This window comes from Alcaligenes aquatilis (assembly GCF_003076515.1).
GTDB lineage: Bacteria > Pseudomonadota > Gammaproteobacteria > Burkholderiales > Burkholderiaceae_B > Alcaligenes > Alcaligenes aquatilis.
The window spans coordinates 1,862,128-1,882,300 of sequence record NZ_CP022390.1 but is presented as its reverse complement, the minus strand read 5'-3'; the positions used below and the strand labels follow the sequence as shown (position 1 = coordinate 1,882,300).

The window sequence follows — 20,173 nt, the reverse complement described above, 5'->3', positions numbered from 1 at the left end:
TGGTTAGGTTGGTTTTTTGTTTTCTTTTGAAATCATGCTGCCAGGTTTCAAGGCTCATTTAAGCTTGTTGAAGGCTGTTTTTGTGGAGTGTTCCGTTCCTGTTACGTAACGTTTTTCGTAACACCTGAGCTTGAAATTCGTTGGAATGCAAAACAAAAAAGGCCATCTTGTGATGGCCTTGGGGGAACTGTGCAACAGGTGCCGTGTTTAAAACCCGTCGTAAAAGAACAGGAAGTTAGTGTTTAAACGTAGCTTGCGTTCATCGGAGTTAACCGGCAAATCTCCCAGTGGTTTGGCGACATTGATGTCAAACAAATAATGCTTGTTGTTCGATAGCCGGACCCCAATCGCAGCAGATCGCAGGTTGCGGTTGTTGTAGCTGTTGAGTCGGTCCAGGTTGTACCAGGCGCGCGCCCAGTCATAGGCGATATACGGCTGAATGTTGTTGAGCCAGGTGGAAGAGTTTGTGAAGCGTCGGTTGATCTCCAGCGTAGCGCCCACGCCTTTGTCGCCCGCCAGTTCGCCTTGTGGGTAACCATAGCCATGCCGCCAGGCGCCAAAAGAAATCTGTTCGGAGTTTGGTAAGACGTTCGAGCTGTACTGGCCGCTGGCTGAGAAACTCATGCCGAACTGGCCTGGCAAAGCCAGGTTCTGTTTGAAAGAGGCTGTCCAGCGGGTGAAGTCCAAATCCAGATCCGATTCGGCATCACGCTGCAAATAGGTGTTCAGGGATTTGCGGGCGCCCATGGCATCCAGGCCTTTATATACCCCGAAATTGACCTCGCGAGATTGGCGTGGCGAGGCATCGGTATAGCGCAATTCGGCCTTCAGAGCGCGTACGTCCGTGGTGTTTTCAATCCAGACATTATCCAGCGTTTTGTGGGTGTAATCGTCCAGGGAGCGGCTGGCATAAAAGCCCGCTGTGCCTTTAAGGCTGCGCTGATTGTTCAGAATAAAGGGATAACTGATCGCCGCCCCGATGCGTTCGTTGATGACCTTACGGTTCCAGCCCTGGCTTTCCAGCACTTCGTCGCGCGGCTCGGAGCGGTAGTGATAACCGTCAATTTCCAGGTTCAAGCCGTTGCCGGTCAGGGGGATGGTCAGGTTACCGCTGACATATTTGACGTCTTCGGAGTGGGTAGGAATGGCGGCGGTCAGTTTTAGCTCTTCGCCCAAGGGAGTCAGGCTATTGGCGCTCAGTTGTACCAGAGCCTGCTTGCTGGAGCCCATTTCCGCGACACTGGCATTGGCTCTGAAGGATTTGTGCTGGGCATTGATGAGCAGTTCAGAGGCGCCATCGGTGCGTACGGGCATGTCCAGCTTGGGATCGATTTTCAGGCCAGGGATGGTACGCAGCAGATTCATGGTGCGCTCCAGCGTGCGCTGGGTCAGCGGCTTTTCATCCACCATGGCCTGGGCAATGCGTTCGATGCGTGCCTGGCTGCGTCCTGGATCGCCCTCAATACGAACACTGCCCACATGGCCCTCCACCACCGTGACCTTGATATGTCCTTGCGAGAAGTCCTGCTGCTGCAAGATGGCAAAGGACAGCGGGTAGCCTTGTTGTTGATACAGGGCGGTGATTTTGTTCACCTCATTGATCAACTGGGCAATGCTCAGTGTTTTGCCGGCCAGGGGTTCCAAAATAGCGGTGATCTGCTCAAAAGGAATACTGCGACTGCCGCTGACATCAAAGCTGCGCACCACCACTTGCAGTTGCAGTTGTTGTTGCAACTGACTTTGGGCTGCTGCGGGCGGGATATGTAAAGAGGGCGTGCGGGTGCTGGGTGTAGGCGCATTAATAGGCGGCAAAGAGTCAACCGGGTTCCCCCGCAAGGGGGCGTCTGCCCAGCTTTCTGAACCTGTTGTGGCCAGACCCATGCATAAACCCAAGCTGATGATGATATCGGGGGTTTTTTTTCTGGGCAGGGCCAGCGACAAGTGGTGCTTGAGATTCATGTTCATTAATGAGTATTCGCTAGAAATCGGGCGCTTTTTTCTACTGTGCCGTAGTTTATCTTCGCTGTCACTTTTTGGTGTTTGAAAGCAGGGAATTCCTTCTTGCCGCTTTAAAAAGCGTTAACTATTACATTCTGAAACGTAAAAAAAATAGGCATGATTTAGCTCGTTAGCGAACAGTCCTTTATCACTGTATTCATGCTTACTTAAGGGGGTTCTGGTTTTCCCTTGTGGGTAGCGACGAATCGAAAAAAAACCGCTTTCTTTCAAGTAATTAAAGCTGTATTCCTGGTGTTCTACAACAATGGGTTTCCGTTTGTTCTGTTTCATTTTGAAATGATAAAAACGGTAACATTAACAAGATTCGACACAAAACAGGTAAGTAAAAGTTTCAAATTAGCTGTTTTTTAGCCTTTTTTCATGGGAATTTGGCTGTTGTAAATACACAATCATGCGTTTTTCGTATCTTTAGGCTAGAATTCGTTTGTGTATTTAACGGTTGTTACACGTAAACCCTAGTAAAAACATAGACATACCTGGGTTTAAGATGATTTCATCTGAAAAATACAAAAATTGATAACAGTTAGCGGTGAAAGTTGCCAAATTTGGCAAAGTGTTGTGCCCCGAGGGGCCTCTAGCCCTCGCCATTGAGGGTGGTTTTTTCTTTTTAAATGGGGACGGTCATGAAGACTCAACTTCAGCAATTCTGGAACGATGAAGACGGTGCAACGGCTATTGAATATGGCCTGATCGCGGGGCTGATCGCTGTGGCGATTATTGCTACGCTGACCGCTGTAGGAACAGATCTTAAAGCTATGTTTAAGGCGGTCTCTGATGCTATTAAGGGTGGTACTTCCGCAGGAGCTCCTGGAACAGGCGGTACGCCCTAATTGTAGTTTTGTTCGAGCATCAGCCAATTCAAGAATGGCTGTGCCTTTTAGCTTGAATGGCTGATGCTTATGTCTGTTTTAATTAATCTTTCTTTTGTTTTTATTCTGTTTTTCTTTTCCGTTCAGATTATTTATAACGATCTGAGATTACGGAAAATCCCTAATGCCTTATTAGTTTTTTATGGTTTAGCGGTTCTGCTGCATAAGCTTGTTGTCAGCCTGTCTTATGGCCTTCCTTTGGGATGGGTGGCGGGCTGGGGGGACTCCTTGATCGGTTTTGCAGCCGCCCTGATCGTGTTTTATCCAGTCTGGTTATTACGTTTGATGGGGGCAGCCGATGTAAAGCTGATGGCGGTGCTGGGCCTGGCCTTGGGGTGGAAAGAAGCCGGCATGGTGGTGTTGTTTGGCACGGTATTGGCCGGTTTGCATGCCTTGGTACTGGTGCTGATTCCATCGTTGGAACGTAAGTACGGATTTGCTTTGCCGGGCGTCCGGGTCAAGGCACGTAGTGTGCCTTTGGGGGCCTGGTTATGCCTTGCAACAATGGGGTGGGTATGGATTCACAATCAATAAAGCCCCCACGAGAGGGCCAATTCGCAAAACGGCGTGGTGTCGATAAAAAGTATCAACAAGGAGCCTACGCGCTGGAGTTTGCATTGGTTTTTCCCCTGCTGTTTCTCTTTATGTATGGCTTGCTGACGTTCGGTTTGATCATGACCGCCCAGCAGTCTTTGAATTTTGCGGCCGAATCCGGTGCCCGTGCTGCCCTGATTGAGCCAGGTGCTGGGCCGGGCGGCCCTATGCTTAACCCGGATCGTTTGCAGGCACGCGCGGATCGCGCCAAGGCAGTGGCTGCCGATCAGGTGCAGTGGTTAAGCAGTTGGGTGGGCAGTGAGCATGTACGCATCACCACGGATTTGCATAGTGAAGAGCTGCGTGTTGGCATTGTGTACGACTATCTTCAAGCCCCGCTGATTCCCCGTTTCGCTCCCGATACCTTGTTTGCCTTGGTGGTGCCCGAACAATTAAAGGGCAATGCGCAAATTAATTTGCTGGTCGCTGGCGAAGTGGGCGCAATGGGGGGCACGCCATGACTCGGTTAGCCCAGTCCTTGCCTGCCACGCAGCACCAGCAAGGCATTGCTGCTATCGAATTCGCCTTGATGGTGGGGGTTCTACTGCTGATCTTCAGCGGCATCATCACGTTTAGCTCTTTGTTTTTGGCCAAGCAGAAAATGAGCCATCTGGTCGGTGACCTTTCCCGGCAAGTGACGATGCACGTCAAAACCGTGGATGAAATTGCCCCCTTTTTGAATGACGTACTGGCGAAAGATTATGGCAAGGGCCAAGCCAAGAGCGATGCGTTTTTGCATTGGTTTGGCGATCTTAGTGCGGATGTTCAGTCCCAGGCCTGTACCTCGGAGCCGCAGTACGACTGCGCCCAGCTTTCCCTGACGCTGGATATTGAACCCGGAATCCTTTCTCAAACCCTGGATCTGCTCAGACCTGAAGAAGATCAGGCAGATCCATTGCGCAGCTTAAGCGCCAAGACATTACTCGTACTACGGAGACCACATTAATGAGCGGCATTATGAAGGGGGCAGCAGTCCTTTTATTGCTGATCGCAGCCGTGCTGGTTGCGTTTGCCTTGTACCTGGGTATGAAGCCCAAACCCGAGGTCATCCAGCCAGTAGTCAGCACGCAAAACACAGAGCCTGCGGCCAGCTTGCAGGCGGTGGTTCTGGTCAAACGAGATGTGAAAGCCGGGGAAACCTTGCAGGCCGATGCCCTGGAGCTGGCGCAGTGGCCTGCCGCTCCCGCTCAGTCTTTCAATAACTTGGAGGCCTTGACCGGCAAAACCTTGCGTTTTGATTTGGGCCAGGGCCAGCCGGTGCTCAGTAGTTTCATCGCCAAAAGCCTGGCCAGTTATCTGGAGGATGGCGAGCGTGCCGTTACCATCCCCATTGATGTCATTACCGGCGCCAGTCATAGGGTGGAGCCGGGCGATCTGGTTGATATTTTCATCACCTTCAATAGTGGTAACGAGGTCAACGACACGCAAGCCCGTTTGTTGATGCCGCGTGTGCGCGTGCTGGCCTACGGCGGTGCCTCGCTGTCCGGGCCGGATCCGGTGCAAGCCAATACCAACAATCGTGCCGAGACCCAAGCCCGCCATGCCATGTTGGCGGTCCCTGTGGAGTCGGTCAATGAGCTTTTGCTGGCCAGCCGCAGCGGCGGCCTGCAATTGGTCTTGCGTGCGCCCCAGGACGAAAACCTGCCTGATGCTTCTTTATTCCCCGAATTTGCGGGCTTGATTCCAGCGCGTGCGGGGCTGGACGCGGATCAACGCGACGCCTTGAAATTGCCGGAAAACCGTGCGATGGCCGGTTTGGGCTTGCGCGAGTTTGCCATCAGCCAGACTGAAAAAGAGCAGGTTCAGGCACGAGCCAAAGCCAATGGTGAACCGTATGCGGCGCCGCCGCGCCGCACGGAAGTCATCCGCGGGGGCCGTTTAGAGGTCATTCAGTATTAAGCAATACACATCTTGTTGTGGGGACGGGTCAGCCAAGCTGTGGGGGCTGACGGGAAGCGACGCAAGGCAGCATGGATTAAACACATGAGACAGAAAATCAAAAAAGCGGGTCTGGGTTTGGGGTGCTGGTACGCGCTCTGCTTGTTGGGTCTGGCACCGATTCCAGCCATGGCACAAACGACGCAGACCAGCGCCAGCCAGAAGGTGATTCGCCTGGTCGCTAACGATCAGGATGTTTTGCGCTTGTCGCAAGTGCCGCAGCGTGTGGCGATCAGCGATGAAAGTGTGGCGGATGTGCAGATCCTGTCTGCGTCGGCCGGACAGCGGGGCGAGGTTCTGCTGATTGGCAAGCGCGCAGGCACAGCGGATTTGCGTGTCTGGATGCCGGGTCGCACCAACCCGGATCGCTGGACTATTGAAGTGACCAGCCAGGTGCAGCAGCAACTGGCGCAATCGGGCAGCCCTCTGTCGGCACAGATCTCCAGTGCCGGGCAGCAGTCCTTGATTACGGGGAGTAGTCCGTCTTTGCTGGATCATCAAAATGCCATGGCCGCAGCACGTTCTGGCTCCGGCCCGGATGCGGATGTGCTGGACCTGTCCGAGGTCAGCACCAGTGGCATGGTGCAGGTAGAAGTCAAAGTGGTGGAGGTTTCCCGTGAAGTGATGAAGGACATCGGCCTGAGTGCCAATGCCATTGGCGGTAAACCCTGGTCGGGCGGGGTGAACTTGCTGCCTCAGGCTTTAAGCGGCGGTTTGAGTCTGGCGTATAACTCGCGCAACTTTAGTGCGGCCTTGAATCTGCTGGAACAAAATGGCTTGGCCCGTGTGCTGGCCGAGCCGACTTTGGTCGCCATGTCCGGCCATAGCGCCAGCTTTCTGTCCGGTGGCGAAATCCCTATCCCCAGCTCGGGCGGTTTGGGAACGACCACGGTGGAATACAAGCCTTTCGGGATTGGTTTGACGGTGACGCCAACCGTGCTGTCTGCCGAACGTATTGCCTTGAAGGTTGCCCCGGAAGCCAGTGATCTGGATTACTCACGTGTGGTGGAAATGCCCGGTGGCGGCGTGATGCCCTCCCTGCGCACCCGCCGTGCCGATACCACGATCGAGCTGGGTGATGGCCAGAGCTACATCATCAGTGGCCTGGTGTCGCGCCAAACCGCAGCCGCCGTCAAAAAGATCCCCTTCCTGGGTGATCTGCCGATTCTTGGCAGTTTTTTCCGTAACGTGCAGTACAGCCAGAAAGAGCTGGAACTGGTCATTGTCGTCACGCCCCGTCTGATCAAACCTATCCAGAAAGGTGCCACGATTGCCTTGCCGGGTGGTCGTCAGGAAAAGCTGGATGACGCACCCAATGCCTGGGGCTACTTCTTGCTGGGCCGTCATGGTTACGAGCAGATGCCAGGGTTTTCGCGCTAAGCGCGTGGAGTGGTGACGTGCAACGATATCGGGAATATCTCTTGTGTACAGAGCACCCCGAGCTGGCTGTGATGATCAATACGGCAGCCGCCGGCTTGCTGACGGTAAGGGCGATTGAGCCCACGACCGAGAGTTTGCGCCGGGAGTTGGCCAAGCAAGCAGAACCTTTGGTGTTTTTTGACTTTGTGCATGGACAGCATGGGGATGAAAACGGACCGGTCATGACTTTGGTGCGCGGCCTGGCCCGACTCGATGCCAGTGTGCAGCGTGTGGCGGTGGGACGGGCCTCGGTGCCGCAGGGGCCTGTGAATGCCTTGCGTGCGGGTGCCAATGAGTTCCTGAACCTGGATACGACTGAAGACCTGCATCATCAGTTGCAGGTGCTGATAGAAAAACTGGGGCAGGCCCAGCATAGCCCTTTGCTGGACAAGCCTTTTCGCAGTGTCTTGTTGATGGGCGCGCGTATTGGCGTCGGTTGCAGCACCGCCGCCAGCAGTCTGGCCTGGCTCTTGCAGCAAGAGATGAATCGCGTGGGCAAGGAAGTTCGCGGTGTGTCTTCGGCCAAGCCTTTACCGATTGAGCTGGTGCCGCTGACCGAGCGGGTGGGTTTGCTGGATCTGGGAGCGCCTACCGGAGACTGTGCGTTGTACATGGGCTTGGGGTCGGATTTTGACTTTATTCAGGCCGCCTCGCAGCGTCATCGCATGGACGACACCATGCTGCACTCGGCGCTGGCGCAGCACAGTAGCGGTTTGAACCTGCTGTCTTTGCCCGCCGATGTGAACACCTTGAATCAGATCAGTCTGGAGGATTCGCTGGGCCTGTGCAGTTATTTGCGTGAACGCATGGGCTGTCTGGTCATTGATGCCGGTGGCTTTCCTAATCCGCGTTTTCTGGTGGAACTGGAGTCGCTGGTGGACGAGGTGCTGGTGGTAACCGACCAAAGTATGGGAGCGCTGGTATCCCTGGCGGAATTCATGGCTGTGCGTGCGCAGTTCGATGCGCTGGCCAATGTGCGTCTGGTGGTCAATCAGTTTGATCCGGCTTACGGCTTTTCGGGGCAAGCCATTGCAGAGCGCTTTGGCCTGGAACTGGCAGCCGTTCTACCGGATCGGCGTCTTGGGCATATGCGCAGCGCCGGGCTGGGCAAGATTTTGGTGCAAGTGGATGAGAAGGACCCGTATACCCGTGCCTTGCAAAGTCTGGCATCGGGGCTGACGGGACGCAGGCAGGGGCTGTCACAAAACAAGGTCAGTTCGGTTTTGGGACGGTTGAAATTCAGGTTCGGGGGCTGAACAGGCCCAAGCATGGAAAAGTAAAGCATGAACAATACTTCATTGCTCGGTGGTCGTCCCGACCTGATTCAGGTTCGGGAACAGGCCCATGAACATTTGCTGGCTCGCATCGAGGAGTTGGGAGCCGAGTTTGGCCGCTGGACACGGCAGGCCATTCAGGATTTTGTGGGTATCGAATTAGCCAGCTTTGTGCGTTTGAAGCGGGTGCCTGTCAACGAACAGGAAGTGCGCGAGATCGTGCAGGCGCTGACTCGTGAACTGGCGGGTTTGGGGCCTTTGGAGGATCTGCTGGAAGATCCTGGGGTCGAAGATATTCTGATCAACGGCTACGACAAGCTGTTTGTGTCGCGTGGTGGCGTTCTGGGGCGTGAACCCAGCGGCTTTACCGACGATCAGCATGTGCTGCGCATTGTGCGTCGTATTTTGGCTCCGCTGGGACGCAGGTTGGACGAGTCGGTTCCGATGGTCGATGCCCGTTTGCCCGATGGTGGTCGCCTGAACGTGGTCATTCACCCCTTGGCGGTGGATGGCCCCATGGTCTCCATCCGCAAGTTCCGCAAGGATCCGCTCAAACCGGAAGACTTGCTGCGCCTGGGGGCCTTTGACGAACCGGTTGACCGCTTGCTGCAAGCGGCCGTGGCTTCGCGTTGCAATATTTTGATTTCTGGCGGGACCAGCTCGGGCAAGACCTCTTTGCTAAATGCGCTGGCCTTTTACATCCCCAAGACCGAGCGCGTTGTCACAGTAGAGGATACCGCCGAACTGGCCTTGAACCACCCGCATGTGGTGCGTCTGGAAGCGCGTCAGGCAGGATATGACGGCAGTGGCGAGATTTCGATTCGTGAACTGTTGCGTAACAGCCTGCGTATGCGTCCTGACCGGGTGGTGGTGGGTGAGGTGCGAGGTGCCGAAGTCATCGACATGCTGCAGGCCATGAACACCGGCCATGAAGGTTCCATGGCCACAATCCACGCCAACTCGCCGCGTGAATGTGTATATCGAGTGGAAATGCTGGCCGGTTTTGCGGGTTTCCAGGGTAGTGAAGACAGCTTGCGCCGGCAGATTGCCAGTGCGCTGGACTTCATTATTCAGATTGGTCGCTTGCCCAACGGCAAGCGCCGGGTGCTGTCTATTACCGAAGTGACCGGCATGGGCGATGGCGTGATTGCCATGCAAGAGCTGTATCGCCACGAATCCTATGTGCTGGACGATGGCACCGAACAGGATCGTTGGGTCAGCCTGGGCATTCATCCGCATACCCGCAAGTTGCTGCAGTATCGCGACCAACTGGCTAACGAGCAAGTTCAGGCCCAGGAAAACACGCCTAAAGAAGGCGGTGGTTTTTGGGATTGGAGACGCTAAATGATGGCGTTGTATATCGCTTTGGCGGCTGTGATTTTAATGCTGGGGGCGTTGCTGCTTTGGGCCAAAGGTGCCCAGCACCAGCAGGCACAGCGTTCAGCCCACGTTCTGGAGCAGCAGTTGGCTTTGCGCCCGGCGGTACAGAGCAGCGTACGGGTACAGCCCGGCACCCAGGATGCCTGGTTGGGCGCACCGAAAGGGTGGCGTGAGTTCATGCTGCGCACCGGGATTCGGCCCTCGCAGCGTTTTTATCTGACCCTTTTGCTGTGCATCGTGGTGCCGCCTGCTGTCTTGCTGGTGCTGGTTGGCCCTGTGGCGGGGGGCGCCATGCTGCTTGCGACGGTGCTGGGAGCCTATACCTTTTTGTGGTTTCGCAGCGATAAGCGTCACCGCAAAATCGTTTCGCAGATTCCGGACTTTCTGGATCTGATGGTTCGCTTGATCACCATCGGTAACAGTATGGGCGCGGCCTTTTTAAGTGCGGCTGACAACACGCCGCAACCTTTGGGCCAGGTGTTGCAGGATGCCAACTCCCTGCATCGGTCTGGTCAGGATCTGGATGTGGCCTTGCGTGCGGTGTCGCGCCAACACGGCTTGCATGAGCTGTTTTTGGTGGCTGCCGTTATCAGCGTAGCGATGCGTTTTGGTGGCCGTAGTGACCAGACCATGGAACGTATGGCGGGTTTCATGCGTGACCGGGAAAATGCGCGCAGTGAGCTGGTCGCCTTGTCGGCTGAAGTACGCCTGTCCGCCTGGATTTTGGCTTTATTGCCGATCCTGATCGGGGTCTACATTCTGATTTTCAATAACGAGCTGTTCCTGACGATGTGGAATGACCCGGTGGGTTTTCGCATGCTGTTGTTCGCAGCAGTCCTGCAGTGTGTGGGTTGTTATTGGCTGTATTGGATGGCACGCAATGTCTAGGAGCAAGACATGATGGCCTTGGAAGCACAAACCGTTCTGGTCTGGGGAGCCGTGGCTTGCGCATTGGCAGGCTTGATTCTGTTTGCTTTGTGGTTTCACCACCATTGGCAGCAGCGTCAGCAAGCCACGCGTTTAAGCCAGGTCGTTGATGAACGCCTGAAAGGTGCAGCGCATACGTCGCAGGCGCCTAGCCAGTCTCGTCAAACGGTGGAACAGATCAAGATGCAGGCAGGCAGTTTGGGGGAGCGTTGGCTTAAAGGGCGCTTCGGATCCAGCCTGCTTAGTGAAGAAGATCGCGTGCTCGTCATGAATGCTGGCTTCAAGCATATTGATGTGGCGCGGCAGTATTTCGTCTTGAGTCGAGTGGGCCTGAGCATTTTCCTGATCATCTTGTTCAGCTTGCTGCCCATGACGCGCAGGCTAAATGAGTATGTGCCGTTTGTGTCCGTGTTCATTGGTTTTGCCCTGGGCTGGATGTTACCCAAATGGTGGCTGGTACGCCGCGTCTCGCAGCGTCGTTTGCGTATCGCTGCCGAGCTGCCTTTGTTTGTGGACTTGCTGCGTTTGTTGCAAGGCGTGGGCCTGTCCATGGACCAGACCTTGCACACCATCGAGCGTGAATTTCATGACGTGATTCCCGTTATGGGTTCCGAGCTGACCATTGCGGTTGAGCAATACGCCCGTGGCCGTACTCGTGAGCAGTCTTTGGAGCGGATTGCCAGCGGCTTTACCAACGAGGATCTGGCCGTGATCTGCCGCCTGATTGTGCAGGTGGATCAGCACGGCGGTGCCATGCAAGAACCCTTGCACCGCTTCGGTGTGCGCTTGCGCGAGCAGCGTCGTCTGGAGCTGAAGGCCAAAGTGGGCAAATTGACGGTGAAGATGACGGGCGTCATGGTGCTGACTTTGTTGCCTGCCTTGTTGATTATTACTGCAGGGTCGGGTTTTCTGGCCTTGTTCCGTGGCTTGAGCCAAGTGGCCGGAGGATGATTTTAATGAAAACGTCGACATGGATTCGTCCCGTAATGCGCTGGGCTGCACTGGGTTTGGGCAGTACCTTGCTGGTGGCGTGCTCCACCACGGATTCGGCTTACGAGCTGGTGCGTCAGCAACAGGAGCAGGAAGCCTTTTTGCAGAGCAAAGAGATTGAGCACTGGGAAAAGCGCAAGCCCACCGACAAGCAGATGGCGGTACGCATGCTGCAAGAGACGCAGAAGCAGGGACGTTACTTTGCGTCCCTGGCCTATGCCGAGGCCATGGAAAAAGAATACGGCACCGATCCAGAGGTCATGGTGTTGCGGGCCGAGGCGCAGCGTCAAACCGGGCAGTTGGAACAAGCCGCGCATACGTTTAAGGCTCTGTTGAATACGCCAGTGGCCGGGAGGGCCTATCAAGGCTTGGGTTTGATCGCTGGTTCGCAAGAGCACTTTGATCAGGCCGCCCATTTTCTGAAACAGGCCGCTCAGCAAGACCCTACGAACGCGATTGTCCAAAGCGATCTGGCCTATGCCTACTTGCGTTCCGGCCGCCCCCAGGAAGCACGTCTGGCCTTGGGCAAGGCCGCAGAACTGGCCCCGGACAATCCCAAGATCTTGAGCAATATGGCCTTGTATCTGCTGGTTAGCCAGGAGACGCAGCGGGCAGATTTTGTGATGCAGCAGGCGGGTATGGACCCGGCAACCCAGCAAGCCATTGTGCAGATGGCCGAGCAAATTGGGCAGGAACTAGAGCAATTGCATGCGCGTCAGCAAATGCAGAAACACCAAGAGCTGCGCATGGCAGCGGCTGCAAAGGATGAGCAGGCCAGAGCTCAGGCGGTGGCATTGAGCTCAGCCCCCTCGGTGGCAGCGGATCAAGTGGTCTTGAATCGATCCGCTCAGCCTCAGCGTCAGGTTGTGGCTCGTCCCGCCTCTGTTGTGGTTTCCTCCACGCAAGCGGGCTTGAACCGACCCTTGCTCGAGAGCCTGGGCCCTGTGTCCTCGTCAATGAATTGATTGCCGTTTTTTCAAGGATATCGCAATGAACCGATCCCGCATTTTGGCCTGCTGCACCTTGTTGATGGCCAGTAGTGCCTGGGCGCAGACACAAGCTCCGCTGACTGGAACCATGGTTTCAGGCACCAGCACCTACCCGGTCAGCACCAGCCCGGCAGCAGCCAGCAATCAGGGTGTGCATACACCGGCCGCTCCGGTGGCGGAAACAGTGCCCGCTGAACGTCAGCCTTACGAGAAGTACCGCTTGAGTGATGAGGAAGTACATCCTTGGCCTGAAGTGGAAGGCCTGCCTGTGCATGTGCAGAACGAGCGTCGCCATATCCCACCACGCATCGAGGTGGGCCCTGATACCCGCAGCCTACTTAGCATGCAGGCCGACCCGGACCGGGAAGGCAAGGCCTTGCCCGTGCACGGAGCCGCAGCCAATCTGGTGTGGGAGCGTTACTTGAACAGCTTCAAGCATCCCATTCCTGAGTACATGAAAGAACGCATCAAAACAAACAGTAGTGATTAAGCCTATAGGGCTGGAGCAGGCCAGGAGAGCGAGATGAAATGGGGAATAACTCGAACCCAAAACGAGCAGGCACACAAGCAGCAAGGTTCCATTATTGTGCCTGCGGCTGCAGCTTTGCTGGTGGGGCTGGTGCTGCTGGGGGCGGCGCACCTGGGACATAACTTCCATGTGAAGCGGGGGCTGCAAAACGCGGCTGACCTGGCTGCCTTGGCGGGGGCGCAGGCCCTGGGTTCTGGGGATGCACTGGGCTGTCAGCAAGGTGAGAACATGGCCAGGTTCAGCCTGCGTAGCCAACCCGATTCGCCTGCGGCGGGTTTGACGGGCGATGGCGCCAAAGTCCTTTGTGGTCAATGGAACAGCAACCAAAGTGACCCGACCCAGCGCTTCGTGCCGGCCTTGCCCGCTGACTCGGTGCGCGTCCACTTGAGTTATCAACCCCCTTCCTTGTTTCCCTTTTTCACCTCCTCGGTGATCGAAGCGGTTGCCACTGCCAAGAACAGCGAGCCGGTTGCGACCTTTTCCGTGGGCAGTCGATTGCTGTCCTTAAAACGCAATGGCCTGGTCTATAACCTGCTGCGCGGCGTAGGTCTGCGTCCGGATCAATTGACGGTGCTGGACTCAGCCGGTCTGGTCAATGCCAAAATTACGCCTTCCGGTTTGTTGAAAGCCCTGGGATTGCCTGCCACTGTCATTGCCGGTGTCGGAACGCCGCAGGAGTTGGCGCAACTGGAACAACTGACCTTGGCTGATTTGCTAAGTGCCAGTCTGGATTTGCTGGATCAGCAAAAAACACTGGGTCTGGATGTTGGCGCCTTACAGGACTATATTCGCTTGCTGCTGGGTGTCGGCCCCCTGGATTTGCCGATCAAGCTGCTGGGGGATGGCGGTATCTTGGCCCTGATCAATGGTGTGGATCCTCTGTCGGCCTTGAATGTGAATCTGGATGTGCTGCAATTGGTCAACACCGGTTTGGTGGTGGCCAATGGTCAGAACCTGATCGATCTGAACCTGACGGCGCTGCCAGCCGGTTTGACCGATATGTTCAATAATGCCCTGGATTTGCGAGTACGGATCGTAGAGCCGCCTAGTATTGCCATGGGCGGGGTAGGCACTAAAGCGAATTCGGCAGGTGTACGTGTTTATCTGAATCTGGATACCTCCAAGATTCCGCTGGCAGGCCCGATTTTGAAAATCCTGGGGACGGAAGTCAGCCTGCCGGTCATTATCGAATTGTCCCAGGCCTCTGGCGAACTGGTGAATATCTGCCGCGCTCCGATTGCCGAGAATCAGGCCACCATTGCGGTCAGTTCCTCCTTGGTGAACGTGTGTCTGGGCAAATTTCCGCATTCGGATTTCTTCTCGACCAGCAACAGTTGCAAGGATGAGTCCTTTGGGGATATTCAGCGTCACCGCATCATTAACGTGCTGGGTATTTTGCCCTTGACGGCCAAAGTGACCTTACCCCTGATTGATACCAAAGATCCGGTTCACGTGACGCTGACGGCACCTCCGGGCGAGCCTTCGGAAGCGACTGTCAATGCCACTCAACTGGACCTGTCCCGTAGTGTGCGTCTGCTCTCTGATGCCGTTCTTTCCGGCATTCTTGGTGATTTGTTGAACACCCCATGGAGCGGTGCATCCGGCAAGCGTCAGATGGCAGAAAGTCTGGTGGGGGATGGGGCAGGTCGATCAGTGTCGGCTGTTGTGAACGAGATGAACTGGTCCAAGGAGCGCATGGAGCAATTGTCTCGAACCATGAGCCAGAACGGCTTAATTGGTGTGCTGGGCGGAACTCTGGGCTTTGTCGATAATTTGCTGACCACCTTGCTGGGTGCGCCCTTGAGTGATCTGGCCTGCGTGATCGGTGGTATTGGTGGTCAGCAAGCGATGCGCGAGTGCCGGACAGGTGCGGTCGAGGTATTGGTCTTTAAAGACTCCAACCTGGTCGGTGCCGTATTAAGTCTGGTCGTCGCTTTGTTGGACCCTGTGTTGCAAGGTTTGAGTGCGCTGCTGGAGGGGTTGCTAAAGCTGCTGGGCCTGAGTCTGGTCGAGGCTGATGTGAAACTTCACGATGTGCAGTGTGGTACTGCCTATCTGGTGCAATAGGGCGGGAGGCGAACACAGCAATGAGTGTCAGCTTTATGGGTAATGAACCTGTTTTATACGTCTGGGAGGGCAGCTCCGATCTGGTGACGCGCGCTGAGCGTGCCATGGAGCCCAGTTCGGTAGCGGTCATGCGCGTAGAGCCTTCCTTGGTGCTGGACGCCGAGCGTCATCCCACGCGTCATGCGGTTGCTTTGGTGTCTGTCAGTGTGATGGCCCAGGGGCGTTTTGAGCAGCACCAATGGCTGGTTGAGCATGCCATTCCGGTGATCTGGGTCGCTTCGGAGAACCGGGGCTATGACCCCCGTTTTTACCCGTCGGCGTACTCCTATACTTTGCCGCTTTCTTTCAGTCAGGCCGAGTTGCGTACCCTGGTTGCCAAGTTGGCCGGCTTGACCGCACAGGTCGAGCGTGAAGGGCAGGGTGGCCCTCAGCCATTAGTTGCCGTCTCGCCTGTGATGCGAGCCTTGATTGCTGAGGCGGATATGTACGCCGATAGCGGGGCCAGTGTGCTGATTCATGGCGAAACAGGCGTGGGTAAAGAGCGTATTGCCCAACTGTTGCACGAGCGCTCCTCACGTGCCCAAGGCCCTTTCGTTCCGGTGAACTGCGGGGCAGTGCCCGAGGGTTTGTTCGAGGCTCATTTCTTCGGCCATGCGAAAGGGGCCTTTACGGGCGCAATTGGCGCTCATAAAGGCTATTTCGAGCAGGCAGATCAAGGCACCCTGTTCCTGGACGAAATCGGGGATTTGCCCTTGCATCAACAGGTCAAACTACTGCGCGTTCTGGAGCAGCGCTGCGTGACGCGCCTGGGGTCGACGCAACAGATCCCGGTCGATTTTCGTATGGTCGCGGCCACCAATAAAAACCTCTTGGGTTTGGTGCAGCAGGGTCAGTTTCGCGCTGATCTGTATTACCGTCTGGCCGTGGTTGAGCTGCTGATTCCGAACCTGGAGCAGCGCGGCTCTCAGGAAAAGATCGCTATTTTCTGCGCCTTGCTGGAACAGGCGCTGGAGTGTGACGTTGAAGATATTCCGCAATGGGTGCTGGATGCCGTAGGCAACATGCGCTTTAACGGTAATGTGCGGGAACTGGCTAATCTGGTTGAACGTGTTGCTGTCATGAGTAAACAGTTCGGTGCCTGGGAGTCGGTACAACTGCGACAAGTGCTGGAACGCTTTAACGCCCCGGTGATGGCTCCGGCCATGGCTTTGCCTGAAGGGGCGCCTATTTTGGAGCGGCCCGAGCCGGTCATCAGTCTGAGTGCGCAGGAGCAGGAGGAGCGCGCTCGCATTATCAATGTTCTGGATACGCAGAACTGGCGACGCCAGGATACGGCTGCTGTATTAGGAATTTCTCGCAAAGTCTTGTGGGAAAAGATGCGCAAATTCAACATAAAGGCACAAGATGCGACAACGCGCGTTTAGAATACGGGCTGATTCTGTGTATCAAGCTAAACACAAAAAAATGGATTATCAAGGGATGGGTATGGTGAACCTTAGTCAGAAGACGGCGGCGTTGCTGTCCTTGGGAGGACTTTTTTTATTGTCAGGGTGCAGCTCGATGTCTTTGGTGCAGGAGCCAGAGCGGCCTGTAGTGGCGCAAACTCAAGAGCAAGATGTCCAGGAAGTGGCGCCTGTCGCTTCGCCGGAAGTGGCCCCTACACCGGCACCCGCTCCGGCTCCGGCCTATCAGAACACCACAGTGGCCCAGTTGCAGCAGTTGATTCAGGCGCGTGCCGTCCAAGAGCTGCGTACCGCCTATAACGGTCGTTTTGGTGCCAGCTTGCTGTTCTCTGCCGAGAGCATGACGTATTACGTGGCCCTGTTTCAGCAGCGTGAATTCTGGCGTGTGTTCAAGACCACCGACGAATCCCTGGCCGAGCGTATGTACACCCAGTACCGTCAGGACACGGTAGACTATGCCGCCGCTGATCTGGAGCGCATCAAGCTGCAGGCCGAAGTGGCTGATGCTGAAAAGAAATTGAATGAAAGCGCGGACCAGTTGACTGTTTTGCAAAACGATCTGGCTTTGCAGCGTCAGCAAGAAGCTTTGGCCATCGCCCAGCGTGAAGAGTCCCGCCGTGAAGCTCAGGCTCTGGCCGAGCAGGAACGTGAAGCCCGTGAGCAGCTGCGTGAATTGCAGCGTCAGATCAATGAGTTGGAGAAGCAGCGCGCTGGGATGTTGCAGCGTCAGAAAGGGCGTTGATGGCTTGAAAAGCGTGATGAAAAACCCGCAGCAGTTTTGTAACTGTGCGGGTTTTTTTATGTCTGAAGGGAAAGCGCCCTTGGCTGACCTTATGCCCTTGTCTTTGGCGCCTCGGGTGTTGATTTCCTGTCCGTCGTCGAACAGAAGGTGGTTGTTTAGCGCGACAAGTAACGCATCGCCTCTTCCAGCCCTGCGCTGGTAACGGGGTACATATGGTCGGACATCAGGTTCTGAATGATGGCGATGGATTGTCGATACGGCCAATAAGCCTGCGGTTCCGGGTTGAGCCAGGCGATACGTGGCCAGTGATCGTTCAGCCTTTGCAGCCAGGCTGCGCCGGTTTCCTTGTTGTAGTGCTCAACAGAACCACCTGGAGCCATGATCTCGTAAGGACTCATGGTGGCATCGCCTACGATAATGATGCGCCAGTCCTCGTTGTACTTGCGCAGCAAATCCCAGGTATCCAGCCTCTCGCTTTGACGGCGAGCATTGTTCCGCCAGACTGATTCATACACGCAGTTATGGAAGTAATACGCTTCCAGGTGCTTGAATTCAGAGCGTGCAGCCGAGAACAGGGATTCTACCTGGGCGATGTGGTCATCCATGCTGCCGCCAATATCCAGTAGCATCAGCACATTGACCCGGTTTTGTCGCTCGGCCTGCATGTGTAGATCCAGCATGCCGGCATTGCGAGCTGTCTCGCGTATGGTGCTGTCCAGATCCAGCTCGGTGGGGGCGCCCTGGCGGGCAAAGCGGCGCAGGCGTCGCAACGCCATTTTGAAGTTGCGTGTGCCCAGCTCTTGCTGGTCGTCGTAATCCACGAACTCGCGCTTTTCCCAGACCTTGATGGCGGTACGGTTTCCTGCAGAGGGGCCGCCGATACGGATCCCTTCGGGGTGATAGCCACCATGTCCAAACGGTGAGGAGCCACCCGTGCCAATCCATTTGCTGCCGCCCGCATGTCGCCCTTGCTGTTCGTTCAGACGTTCCTTGAACATCTCCAGCAGTTTTTCCAGCCCATGCTTTTCCAATGCAGCTTTCTGTTCAGGTGTCAGGTTGCGGGTCAGTGTTTTGCGTAGCCAGTCCTCGGGCAAGGTCTTGTCCTTGGCCAGCGCCTCCAACTGTGGCTGATAGAACTCACCAAAGGCCAAATCAAAGCGGTCGTAAAGGGTTTCGTCCTTGATCAGCACCAGTCTGGACAGATGGTAAAAATCGTCCAGCGTGGGGGGCATGATCCCTTTGCACAATGCGTCCAGCAGCGTCAGGTGTTCCTGAATGGAAACCGGCAGGCCGCGCTCGCGCAGGTGGTAGAAGAAATCAAGCAACATGGCCGTGCTGCCTTAGTTTGTCCAGCAAGTGGGCGCGGACATCCGGCCACTCGCCTGCCATCAGGCTGTAGAACAGGGTGTCGCGTATCGTGCCGTCGCGGCGCATAGCATGGTGGCGAACTCGTCCGTCGAAACGAGCTCCCAGGCGGGTGATGGCTTGCTGGGATTGGAAGTTCAGGTGGTCGGTACGCCAGCCTACGACGCCAGCTCCCAAGGTCTCGAAAGCATGTTGCAGCAAGAGCAGCTTGGTCGCGGTATTGACGTGGCTGCGCTGGGCGCTGCGAGCATACCAGGTGTAGCCGATTTCCAGGCGGCCCACTGGCGCAATAATGTCGTGATAACGCGTGGTGCCGACAGCTCGGTCTGTGCTCAGGTCCCATACCAGAAAGGGCAGCATATGGCCCTGTTCCAGACCGTCCAGAGCTTTATTGACATAGTCCTGGGTCTGGCCGGGGGCGGGGACGCTGGTCACACGCACATTCCAAAGTTCGCCATCGGCCGCAGCCGCTTCCAGCAATTTCACATGCGCCAGTTGCAAAGGCTCCAGACGCACGCCCCATCCTTGCAGCGTCAAGGGAGCCAGTGGCTGGGAAAAAGCGCTTGTTTGCATATCAGCTCCGGCGCTGGCTGCGTTGGCTCATGGCGGCCAGACGCTGCATCAAGGACAAGTCTTGTTCGTTTTTCAGCAAGGCACCGGCCATGGGGGGCAGGCCTTCATCCAGCTCATGCAGGGCATCGGCCGGAATGTCGTTAGCCAGTAGCAGACGCAGCCAGTCCAGAAATTCCGAGGTGGAGGGTTTTTTCTTCAAGCCAGGGACATCGCGCAGGGCAAAGAAGGTATCTAGGGCGCTGGACAGGATGTCGCTGCGCAGGTTGGGATAGTGCACGGCCACAATCTGTTCCATGGTCTCGCGCTCCGGGAAGCGGATGTAATGAAAGAAACAGCGGCGCAGGAAGGCGTCAGGCAGATCTTTTTCGTTATTGGACGTGATGATGATCAATGGGCGGTGGCGCGCCTTGACGGTCTGGCGAGTCTCATAGACATGAAACTCCATGCGGTCCAGTTCCTGCAGCAAGTCATTGGGGAACTCGATATCGGCCTTGTCGATTTCGTCGATCAGAACGACGGTGGGCTCCTCGGACTCGAAGGCTTGCCACAAGGTGCCTTGCACAATGTAGTTGCCGATATCGTGGACTTTCTCATCGCCCAATTGGGAGTCGCGCAGACGCGAGACCGCGTCATATTCATACAGACCCTGATGCGCTTTGGTGGTGGACTTGATATGCCATTGCAGCAGGGGACGTCCCAGGGCACGGGCCACTTCCAGGGCGAGCAGTGTCTTGCCGGTACCCGGCTCGCCTTTGATCAGCAAAGGACGTTGTAGCGTCAAAGCGGCGTTGACGGCCAGCTTCAAATCATCGGTGGCAACGTACTGGTCGGTGCCTTCAAAACGGGTCGTAGTAGTCATAAATCGGCTCAAACTTGTACTTAAAATGTTGATCTGTCAAGAATAGAAACTCGGGTATAAATACTAGTATCAGTCATCCTTGGCAATTATCATACAATCGTCTCAGTACTCGTCGGTCAGCATCACAGAGCCAGGTGTCGCGTTGATTCACCTTTTGCTGCAATAGACGCAGAGCC

Annotated in this window: 19 protein-coding genes; 15 read left to right on the top strand and 4 right to left on the bottom strand. The window is 55.8% G+C overall.

Annotated features, from left to right (window positions below; translation table 11 throughout):
- Positions 1–207: 207 nt before the first annotated feature.
- Entirely contained in the window at positions 208–1,965 is a 1,758-nt protein-coding gene (locus CA948_RS08690; RefSeq protein ID WP_238988671.1) for a ShlB/FhaC/HecB family hemolysin secretion/activation protein, read from the bottom strand.
- 677 nt (positions 1,966–2,642) lie between these two features.
- On the opposite strand from CA948_RS08690, the gene CA948_RS08685 reads away from it, so the two are divergent.
- From CA948_RS08685 to CA948_RS08615, 15 genes are all read left to right on the top strand, one after another.
- Complete coding sequence (locus tag CA948_RS08685; RefSeq protein ID WP_108728734.1) at positions 2,643–2,849, top strand: Flp family type IVb pilin; 207 nt, start codon at positions 2,643–2,645, stop codon at positions 2,847–2,849.
- Between the two features lie 69 nt (positions 2,850–2,918).
- Positions 2,919–3,422: an A24 family peptidase gene (locus CA948_RS08680; RefSeq protein ID WP_108727804.1), complete on the top strand. Its 504-nt coding sequence runs from the start codon at positions 2,919–2,921 to the stop codon at positions 3,420–3,422.
- The gene (locus tag CA948_RS08675; protein ID WP_238988670.1) at positions 3,404–3,943 is read left to right on the top strand and encodes a TadE/TadG family type IV pilus assembly protein; all 540 of its coding nucleotides are present in this window, start codon (positions 3,404–3,406) and stop codon (positions 3,941–3,943) included. Before CA948_RS08680 ends, CA948_RS08675 begins: the two co-directional genes overlap by 19 nt.
- Positions 3,940–4,428 carry a TadE/TadG family type IV pilus assembly protein gene (locus CA948_RS08670; protein ID WP_108727803.1) on the top strand — a complete coding sequence of 163 codons (489 nt, stop codon included), beginning with the start codon at positions 3,940–3,942 and terminating at the stop codon, positions 4,426–4,428. Before CA948_RS08675 ends, CA948_RS08670 begins: the two co-directional genes overlap by 4 nt.
- Complete coding sequence (gene cpaB / locus CA948_RS08665; RefSeq protein ID WP_108727802.1) at positions 4,428–5,381, top strand: Flp pilus assembly protein CpaB; 954 nt, start codon at positions 4,428–4,430, stop codon at positions 5,379–5,381. The genes CA948_RS08670 and cpaB overlap by 1 nt, the downstream gene beginning before the upstream one ends.
- An 84-nt stretch (positions 5,382–5,465) precedes the next feature.
- Positions 5,466–6,800: a type II and III secretion system protein family protein gene (locus tag CA948_RS08660; protein ID WP_108727801.1), complete on the top strand. Its 1,335-nt coding sequence runs from the start codon at positions 5,466–5,468 to the stop codon at positions 6,798–6,800.
- Positions 6,801–6,817: 17 nt separating this feature from the next.
- Positions 6,818–8,095, top strand: coding sequence for a CpaE/TadZ family protein (locus CA948_RS08655; protein ID WP_230017650.1), 1,278 nt, complete (start codon positions 6,818–6,820; stop codon positions 8,093–8,095).
- Positions 8,096–8,122: 27 nt separating this feature from the next.
- Positions 8,123–9,457 (top strand): TadA family conjugal transfer-associated ATPase, encoded by a 1,335-nt coding sequence (locus CA948_RS08650; RefSeq protein ID WP_094197398.1) that lies wholly within the window; start codon positions 8,123–8,125, stop codon positions 9,455–9,457.
- Positions 9,458–10,381 carry a type II secretion system F family protein gene (locus tag CA948_RS08645; RefSeq protein WP_094197397.1) on the top strand — a complete coding sequence of 308 codons (924 nt, stop codon included), beginning with the start codon at positions 9,458–9,460 and terminating at the stop codon, positions 10,379–10,381.
- A 9-nt stretch (positions 10,382–10,390) separates the two neighbouring features.
- Positions 10,391–11,371, top strand: coding sequence for a type II secretion system F family protein (locus CA948_RS08640; RefSeq protein ID WP_108727800.1), 981 nt, complete (start codon positions 10,391–10,393; stop codon positions 11,369–11,371).
- Between the two features lie 5 nt (positions 11,372–11,376).
- Positions 11,377–12,375: a tetratricopeptide repeat protein gene (locus tag CA948_RS08635; protein WP_108727799.1), complete on the top strand. Its 999-nt coding sequence runs from the start codon at positions 11,377–11,379 to the stop codon at positions 12,373–12,375.
- A 25-nt stretch (positions 12,376–12,400) separates the two neighbouring features.
- Entirely contained in the window at positions 12,401–12,889 is a 489-nt protein-coding gene (locus CA948_RS08630) for a DUF3613 domain-containing protein (protein WP_108727798.1), read from the top strand.
- Positions 12,890–12,922: 33 nt separating this feature from the next.
- Positions 12,923–14,995, top strand: a complete 2,073-nt coding sequence (locus CA948_RS08625; RefSeq protein WP_094197393.1) for a pilus assembly protein TadG-related protein — start codon at positions 12,923–12,925, stop codon at positions 14,993–14,995.
- A 20-nt stretch (positions 14,996–15,015) separates the two neighbouring features.
- On the top strand, positions 15,016–16,419 hold the full coding sequence (locus tag CA948_RS08620; protein ID WP_094197392.1) for a sigma 54-interacting transcriptional regulator: 1,404 nt from the start codon (positions 15,016–15,018) through the stop codon (positions 16,417–16,419).
- A 136-nt stretch (positions 16,420–16,555) separates the two neighbouring features.
- On the top strand, positions 16,556–17,200 hold the full coding sequence (locus CA948_RS08615) for a DUF2968 domain-containing protein (RefSeq protein ID WP_108727797.1): 645 nt from the start codon (positions 16,556–16,558) through the stop codon (positions 17,198–17,200).
- A 155-nt stretch (positions 17,201–17,355) separates the two neighbouring features.
- On the opposite strand, the gene CA948_RS08610 is transcribed toward CA948_RS08615, so the two are convergent.
- From CA948_RS08610 to CA948_RS08600, 3 genes are read right to left on the bottom strand one after another with little or no spacing between them, the layout of a single operon-like run.
- Positions 17,356–18,528: a vWA domain-containing protein gene (locus tag CA948_RS08610; RefSeq protein WP_094197390.1), complete on the bottom strand. Its 1,173-nt coding sequence runs from the start codon at positions 18,526–18,528 to the stop codon at positions 17,356–17,358.
- The gene (locus CA948_RS08605) at positions 18,518–19,138 is read right to left on the bottom strand and encodes a GNAT family N-acetyltransferase (protein WP_108727796.1); all 621 of its coding nucleotides are present in this window, start codon (positions 19,136–19,138) and stop codon (positions 18,518–18,520) included. The genes CA948_RS08610 and CA948_RS08605 overlap by 11 nt, the downstream gene beginning before the upstream one ends.
- Before the next feature lies 1 nt (position 19,139).
- Complete coding sequence (locus CA948_RS08600; protein ID WP_094197388.1) at positions 19,140–19,997, bottom strand: AAA family ATPase; 858 nt, start codon at positions 19,995–19,997, stop codon at positions 19,140–19,142.
- Positions 19,998–20,173 lie beyond the last annotated feature (176 nt).